At 41.8% G+C, this 17,027-nt stretch carries 17 protein-coding genes; 7 read left to right on the plus strand and 10 right to left on the minus strand.

Annotated elements, in window-relative coordinates; all coding sequences use genetic code 11:
* Positions 1 to 354: 354 nt before the first annotated feature.
* Positions 355 to 2,547, minus strand: coding sequence for a DNA topoisomerase III (locus CSV77_RS10815; RefSeq protein ID WP_099673495.1), 2,193 nt, complete (start codon positions 2,545 to 2,547; stop codon positions 355 to 357).
* A gap of 201 nt (positions 2,548 to 2,748) precedes the next feature.
* On the opposite strand from CSV77_RS10815, the gene CSV77_RS10820 reads away from it, so the two are divergent.
* Complete coding sequence (locus CSV77_RS10820; protein WP_099632016.1) at positions 2,749 to 3,186, plus strand: GatB/YqeY domain-containing protein; 438 nt, start codon at positions 2,749 to 2,751, stop codon at positions 3,184 to 3,186.
* A gap of 51 nt (positions 3,187 to 3,237) precedes the next feature.
* Here CSV77_RS10820 and CSV77_RS10825 read toward each other — a convergent pair whose 3' ends face one another.
* From CSV77_RS10825 to CSV77_RS10835, 3 genes are all read right to left on the minus strand, one after another.
* Positions 3,238 to 3,840, minus strand: coding sequence for a hypothetical protein (locus tag CSV77_RS10825; protein WP_099673431.1), 603 nt, complete (start codon positions 3,838 to 3,840; stop codon positions 3,238 to 3,240).
* A gap of 512 nt (positions 3,841 to 4,352) precedes the next feature.
* The gene (locus tag CSV77_RS10830; protein WP_099673432.1) at positions 4,353 to 5,870 is read right to left on the minus strand and encodes an ABC transporter permease/substrate-binding protein; all 1,518 of its coding nucleotides are present in this window, start codon (positions 5,868 to 5,870) and stop codon (positions 4,353 to 4,355) included.
* On the minus strand, positions 5,863 to 6,813 hold the full coding sequence (locus tag CSV77_RS10835; RefSeq protein WP_099673433.1) for an ABC transporter ATP-binding protein: 951 nt from the start codon (positions 6,811 to 6,813) through the stop codon (positions 5,863 to 5,865). Before CSV77_RS10835 ends, CSV77_RS10830 begins: the two co-directional genes overlap by 8 nt.
* Positions 6,814 to 6,971: 158 nt before the next feature.
* On the opposite strand from CSV77_RS10835, the gene CSV77_RS10840 reads away from it, so the two are divergent.
* From CSV77_RS10840 to CSV77_RS10855, 4 genes are all read left to right on the plus strand, one after another.
* Complete coding sequence (locus CSV77_RS10840; protein ID WP_099673434.1) at positions 6,972 to 8,003, plus strand: ABC transporter permease; 1,032 nt, start codon at positions 6,972 to 6,974, stop codon at positions 8,001 to 8,003.
* 1 nt (position 8,004) lies between these two features.
* Positions 8,005 to 8,682 carry an ABC transporter ATP-binding protein gene (locus CSV77_RS10845; protein ID WP_099673435.1) on the plus strand — a complete coding sequence of 226 codons (678 nt, stop codon included), beginning with the start codon at positions 8,005 to 8,007 and terminating at the stop codon, positions 8,680 to 8,682.
* A 191-nt stretch (positions 8,683 to 8,873) separates the two neighbouring features.
* Positions 8,874 to 9,848: a c-type cytochrome gene (locus CSV77_RS17315; protein WP_099673436.1), complete on the plus strand. Its 975-nt coding sequence runs from the start codon at positions 8,874 to 8,876 to the stop codon at positions 9,846 to 9,848.
* An 88-nt stretch (positions 9,849 to 9,936) separates the two neighbouring features.
* Positions 9,937 to 10,566 carry an alpha/beta hydrolase gene (locus CSV77_RS10855; protein ID WP_099673437.1) on the plus strand — a complete coding sequence of 210 codons (630 nt, stop codon included), beginning with the start codon at positions 9,937 to 9,939 and terminating at the stop codon, positions 10,564 to 10,566.
* A gap of 226 nt (positions 10,567 to 10,792) precedes the next feature.
* On the opposite strand, the gene CSV77_RS10860 is transcribed toward CSV77_RS10855, so the two are convergent.
* From CSV77_RS10860 to CSV77_RS10870, 3 genes are all read right to left on the minus strand, one after another.
* Complete coding sequence (locus CSV77_RS10860; protein ID WP_099632008.1) at positions 10,793 to 11,698, minus strand: EamA family transporter; 906 nt, start codon at positions 11,696 to 11,698, stop codon at positions 10,793 to 10,795.
* Positions 11,699 to 11,859: 161 nt separating this feature from the next.
* Positions 11,860 to 12,099, minus strand: a complete 240-nt coding sequence (locus tag CSV77_RS10865) for a hypothetical protein (RefSeq protein WP_099632007.1) — start codon at positions 12,097 to 12,099, stop codon at positions 11,860 to 11,862.
* Positions 12,100 to 12,115: 16 nt separating this feature from the next.
* Entirely contained in the window at positions 12,116 to 12,415 is a 300-nt protein-coding gene (locus CSV77_RS10870; protein WP_099632064.1) for a DUF3243 domain-containing protein, read from the minus strand.
* 157 nt (positions 12,416 to 12,572) lie between these two features.
* On the opposite strand from CSV77_RS10870, the gene CSV77_RS10875 reads away from it, so the two are divergent.
* Positions 12,573 to 13,040, plus strand: a complete 468-nt coding sequence (locus tag CSV77_RS10875) for a general stress protein (protein ID WP_099673438.1) — start codon at positions 12,573 to 12,575, stop codon at positions 13,038 to 13,040.
* A gap of 199 nt (positions 13,041 to 13,239) precedes the next feature.
* Here the strand turns inward: CSV77_RS10875 and CSV77_RS10880 are convergent, their stop codons facing one another.
* Together CSV77_RS10880 and CSV77_RS17285 are read right to left on the minus strand one after the other, a co-directional pair.
* Positions 13,240 to 13,407 (minus strand): CsbD family protein, encoded by a 168-nt coding sequence (locus CSV77_RS10880; RefSeq protein WP_233212225.1) that lies wholly within the window; start codon positions 13,405 to 13,407, stop codon positions 13,240 to 13,242.
* Positions 13,408 to 13,744: 337 nt separating this feature from the next.
* Positions 13,745 to 13,867 carry a hypothetical protein gene (locus tag CSV77_RS17285; protein ID WP_255397303.1) on the minus strand — a complete coding sequence of 41 codons (123 nt, stop codon included), beginning with the start codon at positions 13,865 to 13,867 and terminating at the stop codon, positions 13,745 to 13,747.
* 145 nt (positions 13,868 to 14,012) lie between these two features.
* Between CSV77_RS17285 and CSV77_RS10885 the strand changes: the two genes are divergently transcribed.
* Positions 14,013 to 15,206 (plus strand): MFS transporter, encoded by a 1,194-nt coding sequence (locus tag CSV77_RS10885; protein ID WP_099673439.1) that lies wholly within the window; start codon positions 14,013 to 14,015, stop codon positions 15,204 to 15,206.
* A 48-nt stretch (positions 15,207 to 15,254) separates the two neighbouring features.
* On the opposite strand, the gene CSV77_RS10890 is transcribed toward CSV77_RS10885, so the two are convergent.
* Positions 15,255 to 16,904 carry an SLC13 family permease gene (locus tag CSV77_RS10890; protein WP_099673440.1) on the minus strand — a complete coding sequence of 550 codons (1,650 nt, stop codon included), beginning with the start codon at positions 16,902 to 16,904 and terminating at the stop codon, positions 15,255 to 15,257.
* Between the last annotated feature and the right edge of the window lie 123 nt (positions 16,905 to 17,027).

Here is a 17,027-nt window from a genome sequence, read left to right on the forward strand (position 1 = left end):
CCGCGGTGAGCCAACCAGTTCGCTGCGCTCTCTTTTGGTTGTCTCACCTGATCGGGCTGATCCATCGGGAGTCGCCACCAACTTCCGCTTCCATCCTACATTGACAGTGCGGGTACTTAGATCACTCACTGTAAGTAGTATGTGAATTATTTTTTTGCCTTAACTCATTTAGATTCAAGTACTGAAGTTCAAAAGCTATTACAGCATTTACTTTAATGCACAACCAAAAGTATCAATCACTCATATTGTAAGGGATTGGCGCGTAGGAGGGCTTTTGCGAGTTAAAGCGAAGCGTTAGGAGCACATCTTTGCACTCAATCCCCACCTCAACACAATAGCCAGCATTTTTTGATATTAGTCGTCCAGCTTTAACCCTTTCAAAGCATCTGCAAATGGATTATTGACAGGCTCATCATCATTGGTTTTCTTTAAATACTTCTGCACATCGCGCTTGTTGACCTTACCTTTTGAATCCTTTTCACGTCGCGCTTTGAACGTAGAAAGCTTTTCTCGATAACCACACTTACACGTAAAGATCTGCCCGTCGCCTTCACCCCGTAGCTCCATCTTCTTCTTACACTGTGGACAGCGTGCGTTCGTGACACGGGAGACGTTTTTACGGTGACCACACTCACGATCCTGACAAACGAGCATCTTGCCGTGCTTGCCATTTACTTCAAGCATCGGCTTACCGCAGTCTGGACATGTTTTTGTAGAAATATTATCATGCTTAAACTTCGCTTCGCTCGCTTTAATCTCTGAAACAATTTCCTTTGTATAGCCCTTCATTTCATTAATGAAATCTTCTTTTTTCAGCTGACCTTTTGCAATCTTCTCTAGTTTCAATTCCCACTCCGCTGTCAGCAAAGGAGATTTCAATTCATCCGGTACTAATTCGAGCAACTGTTTTCCTTTGTTCGTGACGTGGATGTCTTTTCCACGTTTTTCGATCAGGAAGGAGTTAAAGAGCTTATCGATAATATCAGCACGCGTTGCCACGGTTCCTAGTCCGCCTGTAGATTTCAATGTATCAGCAAGTTTCTTATCCTGTGTACCTATATATTTCGTTGGATTTTCCATTGCAGATAATAATGTAGCTTCATTGAATCGGGCAGGGGGCTTCGTTTGTCCAGATGTTTCTTTGATGAGTTTGATGTCTAGCTTATCGCCTGCTACGAGCTTAGGCAATAATTGTTCTTTTGTGTCCTGTTCAGTTTCTTCTTCATCGAATTGGTTATTATAAACTTCTTTCCAACCAGCGGCCAAAATGGTTTTTCCGCGTGCTGTGAATCGTTCGTCTGCAATTTTTGCATGAACCGTTAGTTGTTCGTATTCATGTGCTGGGAACAGAACGGCTAAGAATCGCTTAACAACCAGATCATAGATTTTCCGTTCGCGATCGGACAATTTGTCGAGTAATACGATTTCTTCTGTCGGAATGATTGCGTGGTGATCGGATACTTTGCTATCGTCAACAAAGGACTTACTCGTCTTCAGCGGTTTCTTCAATATTTTATTCGCAAGTGCACGATATTCGCCTATACCGACAGTTTTCAAGCGCTCGGGAAGTGTTGCAACGAGATCGCTTGAAAGGAAGCGAGAGTCGGTGCGTGGATAGGTAAGTATTTTATGTTGTTCATATAATTTCTGCATGATGTTGAGTGTATCTTTTGCCGAGTAGCCAAACATTTTGTTGGCATCACGCTGTAATTCAGTTAAATCGTATAGACCTGGTGAGAATGTCTTTTTCGCTTTCTTCTCGACATTTTCAATTACAGCTTGCTTGCCATCCAATTTTTGGACGATGGCAGATAGTTTATCACGGTCAAATGAACGGGTATCGCCTGTTTTTGCATCCTGCCATGTCAGTTTTAATTTGGAGTCAGACTGTGCTTCGATGCCGTAAAATGTTTTAGGACGGAAGGTATTAATCTCCTCTTCACGCTGTGCAATAATTGCAACGACAGGTGTCTGCACACGTCCGCAGTTCAGTTGTGCGTTAAATTTGGTTGTCAGTGCACGCGTGGCATTAAGACCGATATACCAATCAGCTTCAGAGCGGGCGACTGCAGCTTCAAATAAATTTTCATAAGCTGTACCAGGTTTTAACTGAGCGAAACCATCTTTAATTGCCTTGTCCGTTACGGATGAAATCCATAGACGTTTAATCGGCTTCTTAACATTCGCTTTTTCAATAATCCAACGTGCGACTAATTCTCCTTCACGTCCAGCATCTGTCCCGATAATGATATCTGAAACGTCCGTGCGAAGTAGTTGTGCTTTTACGGCATTATATTGTCTGCTCGTTTGTTTAATGACGGTAAGTTTCAAGTCCTTGGGCATCATCGGTAGATCATCTAGTTTCCACGTCTTGAATTTCGTATCATAATTTTCTGGATCAGCGAGTGTCACCAAGTGTCCAAGAGCCCATGTCACGATATATTTATCGCCTTCTAAATAGCCGTTACCTTTTTTATTGCAGTTCAGCACGCGGGCAATATCCCTCGCCACGGAAGGCTTTTCCGCGAGTACTACACTTTTTTTCATATAATGAACTCCTTTTTTATACATGTCGAAAAACTCCTCCAATAGATAAGGTTTATGGCCTTACGCTAAATGAAGAAGTTGCTTACTAAAAAGTGTAAACCAGACCGCTACTTTCGTCAATTAAGGCGGAGTGACAATACAAGACTGAACGCAGGATTATTTTGTATACTGTAAGTAACACTATAGAAACGAGGGATTTCAATGTCAGAACTAAGAGATCGTTTAATGGCCGATATAAGGACAGCAATGAAGGAAAAAGACACAATGAAGAAAGGTGTCATCAATTTATTGAGGGCAGGTCTACAGAATGAATCACTTGATTTAAAGCGTGAACTGACGATTGAAGAAGAAATCAAAATCGTTCAGCGTGAGCTTAAGCAAACCAAACAATCGCTTGAAGAAGGTCAAAAAGCCAATCGTGAAGATATCGTGGAGGCGGAAAAAGCGAAGATCGCCATTGTTGAATCGTATTTGCCGAAACAGATGAATGTGGAAGAAGTAAAAGAATTGATAGCTTCTTTAGGCATTCCAACCGATGCATCAATGGGGCAGACAATCGGCGTTGTCATGAAGGAAGTTGCTGGTCGTGCGGAAGGAAAGACTGTTTCGCAGGCAGTAAAAGAGTATTTGCAGAATTGAATTACCAATCGGGATCTGGGCGACAAGTCGTGTACTTGTCATCCAGTTCTTTTATTTCTCAAACGAAGCCCGTAATACGTAAACCACATCGTATTCTTTTAATTCGTCCAAGTAGCCTTCTTTTTGTTCATAAAAATCGTTAGATAACGTACTAGTTGGTGAACCTTCTGTCGTAGATGTGTAGATGATACCGGCCAACAACATGTTGTCCGAGAGAAGTAAACCTTCTTGTGGATTGGTATTAAATAGAATCGCCATGTCATCCATACTCTTAAGTTCTTCTTGATTACTCACACTCGCAGAGCCTTTAGCGTCACTAACACTTGCGGAGAATAATAATTCTTCCTCGAGAGTTTGTGTGACCGTCAAAACGATGCTTCCCTTCGTCGACTCACCAGGCAGTGGAGTAGATAACTCGCTGATCGGTTCTGCAACCTTCTTACCTTTATTGTACTTTTCTACCCATAAAGTTACCTTTTTGTAGTTTTGATCGGCTGTATAATCAAAGACAAATGCAGTATTAGCAGCTGTTTCAAGTATTTGTTTTTCACGATCTGTAAGTTCAGGCATCGTCAATTTATTCGTATCGGTTGCTGCACAAGCACTTAGAAATAATATGCAACTTAAGAGAGCTATACTCATCCATTTTTTCATCGCATATGCCTCCTTATCTATATATTTATTATAACATTTAACAGTATTGTCTGAAGCCATTGGGCGTTCCGAATATGTAAAAGAAACCTATCTATTATTATTAAATATGTACTAGTTAACTAAAAAGGGGAGATGAATTGTTGCGAGTGTCAAGTGGCCGTAGTAATATGACGGGTTAGGTAGAGAAGTTCATACGCGACGGGCGTGCACGCGTTATGATGGGGTCAACAACCAACATGTTGCGTGGATGGATTAATTAAATAAACTAAAAACAGTCACCAGCATTTTTCTGCCAGCGACTGTTTTTAGTTTTATAGAAGCCTTGGTAAGTAGGAGAGGGCTGTTCCGTTTCGCTCATTAAACCGTATAAGCGATCATAATGTTCGATTAACCGCTCTAAGGCGGTGTCCAGGCGCTCTATCAGCGTGCACACGCGCTCTATCATGCACCGCACGCGCTCATACTTGCCATGTAACCGCTCAATACGTACAACAACGGTCACACCTTCCGAACTACTCCAACAAACCTTGTTCTATCAAAAATGCCTCTGCTACTTTTTTCGCACTAGCACCTTCTGCGTTCACTTGATAATTCATTTCACGCATCTCATCGTCCGTCACGATTCCAGCAAGGCTATTTAACGCATCCTCAAGTTCGGGATATTTATTTAATGTCTCTTTGCGAAGCAATGGCGCGCCTTGATACGGAGGGAACAGTTCTTTGTCGTCCTCGAGAACTGACAAATCATATTCGCGTAGCTCGCTATCTGTCGAATAGGCATCCATCAAGTTGATTTCGCCTGCCTCTATAGCCTGATAGCGCAGCTTCGGTTCCATCGTTTGGATGGAAGGGAACGTAATGCCGTATAGCTTTTGAATGCCTAGGTATCCATCTTCACGGTCATTAAACTCTAGAGTAAAGCCTGCTTTTACAGCCTCTTCTAACGCGGCCAAATCAGAAATTGTTTTGAGTCCGTATTCTTCCTGGAATGCTTTAGAGACAGCGAGTGTGTACGTATTATTAAAGGACATCGGTGGCAGAAACGTCATATTAAATTGTTCGTCTAATCCTATTCGCGCTTGCTCATACACTTCGTTTCGGTCATTGCTGACGGCTTCATCCTTCAAAAACTCGGATATGGCCGTACCTGTAAACTCCGGATATAAATCGATGCTTCCAGATTTCAGTGCATTGAAGACGAACGACGTTTTACCGAGTCCCGGTTTTAATTCCACGGAGAGATCCGTTTGGTCTTCAATCAATAGTTTATACATATTAATAAGAATTTCAGGTTCAGCACCAAGTTTGGCACCAATGACTATTTCTTGTTTGGAGTTACCGCCTATGAATGGAGCTGCAATCATCAAGACTGCTACAATAACGAAAATGACAAATGCGGTAATAGCTTTCCTGAACGAAAGCCCTTCGAATATCTTTAGTAGGTAATCGAAGAATAGTGCTAGTAACGCTGCAGGTATAGCGCCTAGGACAATTAATGATGGATTATTACGATCGATACCAAGCAATATCAAATCACCTAGACCACCTGCGCCAATCAAAGCTGCTAATGTCGCAGTACCGACGATTAGTACCATCGAAGTACGAATACCTGCCATGATGATTGGCATTGCTAGCGGTAATTCAACTTTCATCAGCCTTTTTCGGGTATTCATTCCCATCGCAGTCGCTGCTTCTTTAAGTGAAGGATCTACTTCTTTAATGCCCGTGTATGTATTACGTAAAATGGGCAACAACGCATAGACGACTAACGCTATAATTGCGGGTATTTTCCCTATACCGAATAAGGGAATCAATAGACCGAGCAGTGCAAGTGAAGGAATCGTCTGCAATACAGCACTTGCACCGATGACAGATTCCGCCATTTTTCGCCGATTTGTCAAATAGATGCCAAGTGGAACAGCAATCAGTGCTGCAATTAATAAGGAGATTAATGAGATTTGAATATGTTCGATCAGAGCTTCCAGTAATTGAGCGCGCCGACTTTGAAGAACATCTAGAAAACTATTCATTAGATATTCCTCCTTTCAGTGACTGCTTCGCTAGAAAATGTAGGATTCCTTTTCGGGTAACCATACCAATAACTTCTCCATCTTGTTTAATCGCAACTTGATCATCAGAAGCCAAGAACTGCAAGAGTGGCCCCCATTCAGAATCAATTGGAATTGCAAAAGCGAGCGATAGATCTGTCGGGATCTCTTCTATATGATCCGCAATGGAAAATGTGCGGGCTACGGCTGATGCTGTAAATTCGCGCACGAATGGTGATGCAGGTTTGGTGAGGATTTCTTGCGGTGTTGCAACTTGCTCAATCTTACCCTCATTCATGATACAGACACGATCACCTAATTTAAATGCTTCTTGTAAATCATGCGTGACGAATACAATAGTTTTTTGGATTCTTTGCTGTAAATCCAGTAGATCATCCTGAAGTTTCAAACGACTAATTGGATCCAGTGCGCTGAATGGTTCATCCATCAATAGAATATCTGGGTCTGCCGCCAGTGCACGTACGACACCTACTCGCTGTTGCTGACCGCCTGATAATTCATCCGGTTTACGCTTTCGGTACACTTTGGGATCTAGCCCGACCATTTCAAGTAGTTCCGTTACACGTGCGCGGATGTCTTTCTTTTTCCAACCGACCAGTTCGGGAACAATTGCAATGTTTTCTTCAATTGTCATATGGGGAAATAAGGCGATTTGTTGTAAAACGTAGCCGATTTGCCAACGGAGCTCATGGATTGGATAGTCACTGATTCGCTTGCCATCGAGCCAAATCGTACCTTTTGTAAGTGGGATCAGTCGGTTGATCATCTTAAGCGTGGTAGTCTTCCCGCAACCACTGGGTCCGACCAGTACAAGAAACTCCCCGCGCTGAATCTCTAAATTCACCGATTCCACGACTAAGCGTGACATATCATAACTCTTTGAAACATCTTCAAAACGAATCATCGAAATCCCTCCCTTTTTATTATGATTTTCACATAGTGTCAGAAAAATAGGAAGTTATATACCTTTAAAAAGAATAAAGCATTGTAATATGCCGTTCATTCTCCGTTCATCTTCGTAAGATAATATATGAGTATAAAGAATAAAACGGAGGCGTTAATATGAAAATCGCATGGAAAGAAATGAAGAAGAGTAAAACTAAGTTTCTGATTCTCGGGTCCATTATATTCCTCGTTAGCTTCTTGACGTTTATTATTTCAGGACTGGCAAACGGATTATCGCAGGATAATGCAGCGCTAATAAAAGATTTACCCGAAGGACAATTTTATCTAAGTAAAGCTGCAGACAGTACCTACAATCTCTCAAAAATAGACGAAGAGGTTCAAAAGCAAATACTTATAGACAACCCTAATGCAACTGCATTTTCGGTTCAGATGGGATTCGTCAATGACGCAAAAGATAAGCAGCACAGTGTGGCATTCGTTGCTTCTACTGAGTCCGAGCTATTTGAAAACGTCAAAGATGGAGAAATCGTTCTGGATAGTTCTTTAAAAGAAGATGGTATCCAAGTTGGTGACGTCTTAACTAATAATCAATTCAGTGGAGAGTTCGTTGTCAAAGGGTTTGTTGACCAACAAAAGTACAGTCACGCACCCGTTGCTTTCATTGGAATGACGAACTACCAAGAAATCTATCGTGTGATGGAAATGCAGACGATTTTCATTCCAGGTAAAGATGCACCAACACTTAGTGCACTCGATTCTTTCTCGAATAAAGAGTTCTTACATGCAATTCCGAGTTACAGTGCAGAGCAGATGTCATTGAATATGATTGTCTGGTTCCTTGTCATCATCAGTGGTATGTTGTTTGCGATTTTCTTCTATATGATGAATGTTCAGAAGATCGGGTTGTACGGCATATTGAAAGCGATTGGTATGAAGACGATTTCGTTATTCAAGATGATTTGGTATCAGATGCTTGTCATTACCGCTATTTCACTCGTATTGTCAATTGCGCTCAGCCAAGCATTCAGTTTTGTTGCCCCTGAAGGCATGCCGTTCCACTTAACGATGGATACAGTATGGATGCTATCCGCAATATTTATGGCGGTCGGTTTTATCGGTGCGACCATTTCAGGAATTCAAGTGAAAAATATTGAACCGCTTCAAGCGATTCAACAAGGAGAGATGTAATATGTCTGCCTTTACTATTGATCAAGTAAAAAAGACGTTTTCCAATGGAGAAATTGAAGAAGAGATACTAAAAGGTGTGAATTTGTCGTTGAAAGAAGGGGAAATTACCGCGTTGGTCGGCCCTTCAGGCTCTGGGAAATCCACTATTTTGACGATTGCAGCAGGGTTGCAAAGAGCCTCTGGCGGTGAGATATTATTTGAGGGAAATGACATGACGAAGATGAGTCAGGAAGAGGTTCGTCAAGTTCGTGCAACAGACTTCGGATTTGTTTTTCAGTCTTCCCACTTAGTTCCTTTTTTGACGGTGGAAGAGCAACTGCAGTTGATGCTTGACGTAGCGGAAACGAAAACGAGTAAAAAGGAACAGGCCAAAGCTATAGATAAGATGTTAAAGTTAGTTGAAATGCAGCACCGCAAAGATGCGTATCCTTCTTCTTTATCAGGAGGAGAGCGTCAACGTGTGGCGATTGCTCGTGCGATCATCCATCATCCAAAAATATTGTTTGCAGACGAACCCACTGCAAGTCTTGATACGAAACGCTCAAAAGGTGTGATGGAATTATTGCGGGAACTAACACGTACACTACATTTAACGACATTGATGGTGACGCATGATGAAGAGATGCTATCGTATGTTGATCGGGTTATTACGATGCGTGATGGTTATATAGTAGAATAAGCAGTCGACGGCATCTTGCCGTCGGCTGTTTACTTTTTGTCATAAAGTATTTGGGCTTTAGAATTACTTACACCATAAATTTTAAGGTTAAATGACATCCCTCTATCAGTCATTAATTGAATAGACTGATAGAGGGATGTGTGGTAGGTTAAATATGGAATATATAAGATGGTGAAAAAGGAGGAGTGGACATGAAAAGAGCAACGGGACTAGCCCTAGGCTTTATTGTCGTAGTTTGTTTGGTTGTCATAGCATTTATGGGCAACCAAATGCGTGTTAACAAAGACCAGGCAACAGAAGTTTCTGAAGTAGAAGCACCGACAGAAGAGATTGCCGGGATTCAACACAACCCGCCTTCAATGGATGACGTTCCAGAGGGAAAAGAAGGGGAAGCAATCAAACGCGGCTTCGATTTATTCGATGATACGTCTAACGTATTACGTTCTGAGGCAGCTACGGTAGAAGACGGTCTTGCACGAGTGAATGAATTATCTTGTACAAGTTGTCACGCAGGTGCAGGAACTGACGAAGGCGTTTCATCCATGGTCGGAATGTCTGCAGTTTATCCGATGTACATCGGACGATCAGGCCAAATGGTTACACTAGAAGAACGTATTAACGGTTGTATGGTAAGAAGTATGGACGGACAAAAATTTGCTGCCGATGATGAGGACCTAGATGCAATGGTCGCATACATGACGTATATCTCCGAAGGTATTCCAGTAGGCGCTGAATTAGATTGGCGCAACAAGAACACTCTGGATGACTTACCGACACCGAACGTAGAAAACGGTGAAAAAGTGTATCAGCAATCTTGTATCGCATGTCACGGTGAGAACGGTGAAGGGATTGGTTCTAACACGGGTCCTAAACTTTGGGGTGAAGGATCATTTAACGATGGAGCAGGAATGGCACGTATGACTAAAATGGCGGGATACATTCAGAACAACATGCCTGTTGGTCAAGAAGACACAATTACTGATCAAGAAGCTAGTGACTTGGCGGCGTACATCCTTTCAAAAGATCGCCCTGAATGGAAAAATCATGACAAAGACTGGCCGGATGGTGGTCGCCCGAACGATATAATAACGAAAGAACGTCGTGATCAAATCAAAGATGGAACTATCAACTGGGATGAAGTATTAGCGAAGCCAGAAAAGAAATAAGCTGTTCAACACGTCTGTCGCATATAGTGGCAGACGGTTTTTTCTGTGGTAAACTAATGGCTAAAGAAGAGAAAAGGGGAGAATGACTGTGAAATCACCATTTACATTTACACATACAAAGCCAGAGAAGTCAGAAGAAAAACAACCAGCGCTATTTTTACTTCATGGAATGGGAAGTCATGAAGATGATCTACCACAATTAGTTCAAGAATTTAAAGAAACACATCATATTTTCAGTTTGAGGGGTCCTGTCGTTCATGCGCCAGGCTATGCATTTTTCACAATTGAAGAAGAAGGAAAGCCGGTCCGTGAAGTATTTGATAAAGTGCTCGTCTACATCCAATCATTTATTCGTGAAGCCATCCAAGAGTATGATCTAGATCCTGAGCGTTTGACGGTCATCGGTTTCAGTCAGGGAGCCGCCCTTGCACAGGCGCTGGGTGTAACGTTGATACCTTCACTCCATGGAGTGGCGGCACTTAGTGGATACGTACCTGATTTCGTCAAGAGTGAATACGCAATACAGTCCGTGGAAAATCAACACGTATTCATTTCCCATGGTGACTATGACTATATAATTCCATCCCAATCTGGAGTGGAAAGCAAGGAATACTTTGAATCACTCGGCGCGGATGTAACGTTCAAAACATATAATGACGGACATGGCGTAACGCCAGAGAATCAACAAGACTTGGTGACATTTATTCGGTCGCTATAAGGAGTTGGCCGGTTGAACATCAAACCGTTTTGGCCACTTATGCAACTACCGTTCCCTGTCACTTCATTGCGTAGAGTAGATAGGTCGGAATATGAAACAAACGAGACTTCACTAAATTAGTGGGGTCTCGTTTAATCTATCATTTATTTGTATTTTGCTAATGAAGAGAGTGACCAGTTGACCGAAAATGAAGCGAGTACGTCTCGGACGCCGATCAATTTTACGTTTACTCGGCTCGTCTTAACCGCAATTTCCTATTCATCGCAAACCGTTGCAACATAGCCGGCCACGTCATCCCGAACAAAACGAGGAAAATGCCAAGAAACTGCAATAACGTTAATCTTTCGCCGAGCAACAACATCGAAGCTATAATTGCTACGGGCAACTCAACAGCGCTTAAAATAGAAGACATGCCTGCGCCGACTTTCGGTACTCCGATAGAAAATAAGAAGATGGGAAGAACAATGCCAAATACACCTAAAATGGTGCCATAAATCCACAATCCATCACCTAACATCCCGTTCCATAAAATTTCGGGAGATTGGAAAAAAGTGATTGCGATCGCTGCATAAAACGACATTAAGAACAACCGCGTCACTACATCCATACCTGGTACTGGCTGCTGATTCGCTGTAACGAACGCTGCGAAACTAAACGCTGCAGCAAGTCCCCATGCCCATCCTTGCCATGGAATCCCGCTTACATCCACGTCAATCAATCCTGCAGCTAAAATCGTTCCACCGAATAGAAAGACAAGCGATACCCCTTCGGATTGTTTAGGCAAACGCTTGGATAATACACATTCATAGAGCATGCCGATCCATGTAAATTGAAAGAGTAATACGACTGCTAAGGAAGCAGGCATATATTCAACGGCTTTCCCATACACCGTTCCAGTAATTGCTGTGAATAATCCCGCAATTAGAACGGGGAAGCTTCCACGGATTGTCGGTAAGCCGCGTTTAACTAGAATAAATATAATAAGAGCTAAAAGAAATCCTGTATAATATTGGCTCGTCACTGCCTCTGAAGCGGTGAAGCCATCTTGAATAGCTAATTTGATAATCGTTGATAAAATTCCATAACATGCAGCCCCAAATACAACGAGCAACGGATACATCCACAGTTTCATCGGTACAACCTCCATTTCCATCGGATCATAGTATATCATGAAAATGGTTTTTCAAACTGCGCAATACTAACCGTATTTCCCGGGAAATAGCGACAATAACTGCAAATAAACGGGGAAAAGCTGTACAGTGGAATTTTCACTGTACAGCTTTTATCGGTAGATCAGTGGGGAGCGCCGTAGTCATTCGACAAGCTGCCACCACTAAAACGGGGGGAGTGGTTGATTTTTTCTTTCATAAGCGCTTTTCGCTGATCGGGTAGAGAGATGGAATCGACTGTTTGCATATCTTCATGCAAATCGAACAAACTAACGGTGTTAGTCTGCAGATTTTCAGGATGTGTCTGAATTAGACGATACGTATTCGGATGATATTTGGGACTTGGATTTTTCGTTGACGTCACGTCTAATCGCCTCCTATTATGCTTGACGAACCATTTTTAGAAGCATATGTGCCAAAGAGTGTTGTTCTTCTTTAGAGCCTGAATCCCAAAGCTCTTGTAATAAATATTGCTCACGGTTTCGAGGTTCTTCATGACGTGACAAATAATCGGCAATAAATGTCGTAGTTTTCGCCAATTGTTCATCATTCATTCCAAGGATTTCACCTTTTTTTACCTTATCAGCGAGATACCCTTTAAAATGATTGAAGTTCTGCAAAATCTGATCTTTCTTTTCATTACCCATGTTTGAAACTTCAGACTCCAACTTATTTTTCATATCCACCAATCAACCACTCCTTTTCATTGTGATACAACTAGCTTGCACAGGAAGTAATGAACTATGCATGTGAAGATATAGGTAATGTATTTTGAATTATGTGTGAAAAGAGGCTTCAGTGGGTAGGAGTATAGCATAGTGAAAGGGAGGTGCAATAATGGCTAATAAACAATACGTGGGTACATTTCATTCTGTGGATAATGTTCTTTATAAAATAACTGAACTTGAGGCAAAAGGATTTAAAAAATATCATATGTGTGTAGTTTCCAATGTGCGGGATGATCTAAAAGTTTTGGAAAGTGATTCTGAAATAGAGATAATCGGTATCCAGGAAGGGCCGCTCTGGGATCATACGCGCCGTTTATTCAACAGTAAAGATGAAATGTTGACGATTTTCATTAAAATGGGTTTTACGAAACTAGAATCCAAAACATTTTATAATGATTTAAAAGAAGGCGGCATGGCTTTGTTTGTCGATCAACTAACAGACGAAGAACGAGCCCAATCTGTAGATCCTCATGACAGTGCTCGACAGCAAACAGAAAGCGGTGAAAATCTGGATAGTGATCCGAATGAAGGAGTGGGGAACCCGATTCCAAACAGCCCGAGAATAGGTACAGATTAGTTGTAAAAAAGAAGAGGCTGGGACAAAAAGTTTTCAGCAACCAAAAAAGCCGAACTATTATTAGAAATGCTAACATGGCATTCTAAAATAGTTCGGTTTTCTGTATTTAGATAATAAAAACGTATTTATCATTCGGTTTTGGACAAAGCTAAATTAGTTATGTCCCAGCCTCTTCTTTTTTATATTCGTACTACACGTATTACTTGCTAGGGTGTGCTTCATCATCACTGAAGTGTTCTTTCGCTTCACCGATTTTTTCTTGTGTGGCACCTTTTGCCTTATCCCATTTACCTTCAGCCTGCATTTTAGTGTTATTTGTTAAATCGCCTACAGTGTCTTTTACATTGCCTTTGACTTTGTTGCCAATACCTTTTCATTTATCTTCTGTACCGTGATCTTTGTTACTCATATTATCTCCTCCATTTCGTTTGTTAGTATATAAATACCCACTTTCAAAAAGAGAAAACATCTGAAGTATTGTTGGAACGGTTACAGCATGATTGTGCCTGCCACATTCTACTGACCGATTATTTCATAACCTCATTTCACAAGATACCAGTTATTCAAAGTATGAGTTACGGATGACTTTTGGATGAACAGTCGGAATGGGGGCATGATATTGCACGATATATTGTGACTAAACAAGTGAAAAACCGGAAACCTTTAGAGGCTCCGGCTTTTCGGGTGTTTACAAATGTCTGGCATTACGGAGTACTGTTCATTCCAGAAAGGTTACTAATTTGCTCCATAAGCTTTTCCCGTGACTGCTTATTTCGCATGAGGTAAAGTGCACCAAGTCCGACAGCTGTCATCGCCATTTTGTTCATTTGTCTAACACCTCCAAATGGTAGGATGGCTCTTTATAGAAAGAATATACAATGGATTTCAATTTGTCTCCTACAATTTCCTGTTAAACTTTTAGTGTAGTGATATAATTTCATTATTCACATTTAATGGACTGGAAGTGTCATCATGAATTTACAAGCTAAATCAACGATTCGCGAGCTTCGATTTTGGCGTATTGTCATCGGGCTAGGCATTGCTTCAGTGCTGATTTTTGCCGCGATGTATGCTATACAGCCTTTGCTACCTATTTTAACAAAGCAATTCAATGTCTCCGTGTCCACTGCCAGTCTAGCCATGTCTGTTAATACAATAGGTCTAATTTTCGGTTTGGTGATTCTTGGGTTTTACTCTGACCGGCTAGGTAGATCAATTTTTGTGAAAATCTCAGTTTTGGTAACAGCACTTTTATTTATTCCTATGTTTTTAACGCATTCTTTTACGGTGATCCTCGTATTGCGTTTTATACAGGGCTTTGGGATGGCGGGTGTATTGGCTGCAGCTCTAGCCTATATCAATGAAGAGATCAATGAGCGGGTAGTGAGTGTGGCGACTGCTCTGTATATTTCATTCAACGGCACCGGCGGGATGCTTGGTCGTTTTATAACGGGGTATTTGGCAGAACGCTGGTCTTGGGAACTGTCCCTTCAACTTCTAACGGGCGCAGGTGTATTGGTATTTATCTTCTTACTATTTACGTTACCTAAATCCAATTACTTCGAACCGAGTGTGGCTTCGATAAAGAAAGACATGGAAGGTTTCGGTGTACATTTAAAGAATCCGGCCTTGCTAATGGTCTTTGGGCTTGGTATTGTACTCCAGCTGAGCTTTACCGGCATGTGGACGTTTCTACCTTTTCATTTGACTACTTCACCATTTTCGATGACGCTTGATGAAGTTTCCTATATCTACTTCGCTTATGCATTTGGAATTATCGGTGCACCGCTGGCTGGCTCGATTGCCAGTAAGGTAGGTATGAATCCTTTTCGTTTAATAGGCGTACTATTACTGGCAGTCGGTTGTCTTCTAACAGTTCCAACTATATTGCCACTGATTATTATTGGTTATTGCGTGATCTGTCTTGGCTTTTTTTCTGCCCATTCTTTAACTGCTGCATCTGTCAGTAAAGAAGCAACGCATCATAAGGGGAGTGCATCAAGCCTGTATCTCGTTTCTTATTATATTGGTATGGCGGCGGGAAGTACGCTAGTAACACCGCTTTGGCAGTTTGCAGGGTGGTCGGGTCTCGCTGTGTTTTCAGCGGTTGTGCCAGTTGTCTATGTACTGTTGATCCGACTACGACGTAGCGTGTTAAAAGCGTAGTACATAATAAACCAGCTGCCTGGAATGATACCCGGCAGCTGGTTTTTTTTAGTTTTTAAATATTTCCGGAATAGTCTGCAAATCGATACCCCATAATAATGGAAGCAAGAAGTAAATACAAAGCGTCACGAGCACAACTCCGACTATATTGAGCACGAATCCGGCTTTCGCCATATCAGGAATCCGTAGATAACCCGATCCGAAAACGACCGCGTTCGGTGGGGTGGCAACCGGTAGCATAAACGCACAAGATGCTGCTACACCCGCTGCAATCATTAATGCATACGGATGGAAATTTAGTGCCAATGCCAACGAAGCCATGATTGGATACATCATAGAAGCTGTTGCTGTATTCGATGTGATTTCCGTCAAGAAAATGACCAATGTGGTGACGATCAAAATAATGACAATGAGAGGAACACCTTTCAACCCAATCAGTTGAGTACCGATCCATTCTGACAGACCACTACTGACAAAGCCAGCTGCAATAGCTAGTCCGCCACCAAAGAGAAGTAAGATACCCCAAGGTAATTTCACTGCTGTGTTCCAATCTAGCAAGTGATCACCTTTTTTATTTACAGACGGGATGATAAACAAAATCATCGCAAAAGCAATAGCAATGACACCGTCACTTAAGCCGTCAATGAATTTCGATAGGAAGAACGAGCGTGTAATCCATGAGAAAGCAGCAAGCGCGAAGACGATGAAGACCATAATCTCTTCAATTGAAGGTCGTCCAAGCAACTTCTTTTCGTTATCAATGACTTCACGTCCGCCAGGTAATGTTTTGACTGGTGATTTGTAGACGATCTTCACTAAGTACCACCATGTCAATAAGATAAATACCCAAGCAAACGGTACACCGAACAACATCCATTTACCAAATGATAACTCGATGCCATAAATTTTATTGATAGCGCCGGCAAGCAATGTATTCGGAGGCGTACCGATCAATGTCGCAATCCCGCCTAGTGAAGCAGAGTAAGCAATACCAAGCATCAAGGCTTTTCCGAATCCAAAGTTTTCTTTTGATGTATCGATAGAGGGGTCGTCCTTTAATGCAATCGTTACTTGTGTAATGATCGCCAAACCAATTGGCACCATCATCATGGCTGTGGCAGTGTTAGAAATCCACATAGAAAGAAATCCGGTAGCTACCATGAAACCGAGAACGATTTTGTCCATGTTTGTTCCGATAGCAGAAATAATAGTCAGTGCAATTCGTCGATGCAAATTCCACTTCTCAAGCGCGAGTGCGATCATAAATCCACCCATAAATAAGAAAATCGTTTCATCTCCATAGGAAGATGCAGTGTCTTTCATTTCCAATCCGCCTGTCATGGGAAACAATATGAGTGGTAGCAAGGAAGCGACCGGAATGGGAATAGCTTCCGTAATCCACCAAACCGCAATCCATACCGTACTAGCTAAAATAGCGACGCCGGCTGCGGATAAATCTGCAGGTTTGAAGAACAGTAAAATAAGGGAAAAGAGTAATGGACCAAGCACCAATCCAATGAGCTGTGTAGCTGAATAACTGCGGGAGTCTCTACCTCCCCCTTCATGATTTATGCCAATCTTCTTTCCACCTTGTCCGCCTCTCACCATTTCAGAGGAATCAGGCGCAGTGAAAAAACGGAAGACATCTTTCACTTGGTCATGCAACGACCAAAGACGATTCCAAGTCTGTTGTAACATTAAGATCCCTTCATTTCTACGTTGTATTTCTTGAAGAGTAGCAATCTTCCAAGACACCACCATTTTACCTATTAAATACAACTTGAACAAGAGGAATTAAGACTTTTTCGTATAATTAGACAA

The sequence above is a fragment of the Sporosarcina sp. P16b genome (assembly GCF_002743065.1).
In the GTDB taxonomy this organism is placed as follows: Bacteria; Bacillota; Bacilli; order Bacillales_A; family Planococcaceae; genus Sporosarcina.

Bases quoted from the DNA above. Each gene is read 5' to 3' on its own strand.
- CSV77_RS10815 (WP_099673495.1), bottom strand. From the start codon at position 2,547: ATGAAAAAAAGTGTAGTACTCGCGGAAAAGCCTTCCGTGGCGAGGGAT.
- CSV77_RS10820 (WP_099632016.1), top strand. From the start codon at position 2,749: ATGTCAGAACTAAGAGATCGTTTAATGGCCGATATAAGGACAGCAATG.
- CSV77_RS10825 (WP_099673431.1), bottom strand. From the start codon at position 3,840: ATGAAAAAATGGATGAGTATAGCTCTCTTAAGTTGCATATTATTTCTA.
- CSV77_RS10830 (WP_099673432.1), bottom strand. From the start codon at position 5,870: ATGAATAGTTTTCTAGATGTTCTTCAAAGTCGGCGCGCTCAATTACTG.
- CSV77_RS10835 (WP_099673433.1), bottom strand. From the start codon at position 6,813: ATGATTCGTTTTGAAGATGTTTCAAAGAGTTATGATATGTCACGCTTA.
- CSV77_RS10840 (WP_099673434.1), top strand. From the start codon at position 6,972: ATGAAAATCGCATGGAAAGAAATGAAGAAGAGTAAAACTAAGTTTCTG.
- CSV77_RS10845 (WP_099673435.1), top strand. From the start codon at position 8,005: ATGTCTGCCTTTACTATTGATCAAGTAAAAAAGACGTTTTCCAATGGA.
- CSV77_RS17315 (WP_099673436.1), top strand. From the start codon at position 8,874: ATGAAAAGAGCAACGGGACTAGCCCTAGGCTTTATTGTCGTAGTTTGT.
- CSV77_RS10860 (WP_099632008.1), bottom strand. From the start codon at position 11,698: ATGAAACTGTGGATGTATCCGTTGCTCGTTGTATTTGGGGCTGCATGT.
- CSV77_RS10870 (WP_099632064.1), bottom strand. From the start codon at position 12,415: ATGAAAAATAAGTTGGAGTCTGAAGTTTCAAACATGGGTAATGAAAAG.
- CSV77_RS10875 (WP_099673438.1), top strand. From the start codon at position 12,573: ATGGCTAATAAACAATACGTGGGTACATTTCATTCTGTGGATAATGTT.
- CSV77_RS17285 (WP_255397303.1), bottom strand. From the start codon at position 13,867: ATGAACAAAATGGCGATGACAGCTGTCGGACTTGGTGCACTTTACCTC.
- CSV77_RS10885 (WP_099673439.1), top strand. From the start codon at position 14,013: ATGAATTTACAAGCTAAATCAACGATTCGCGAGCTTCGATTTTGGCGT.
- CSV77_RS10890 (WP_099673440.1), bottom strand. From the start codon at position 16,904: ATGTTACAACAGACTTGGAATCGTCTTTGGTCGTTGCATGACCAAGTG.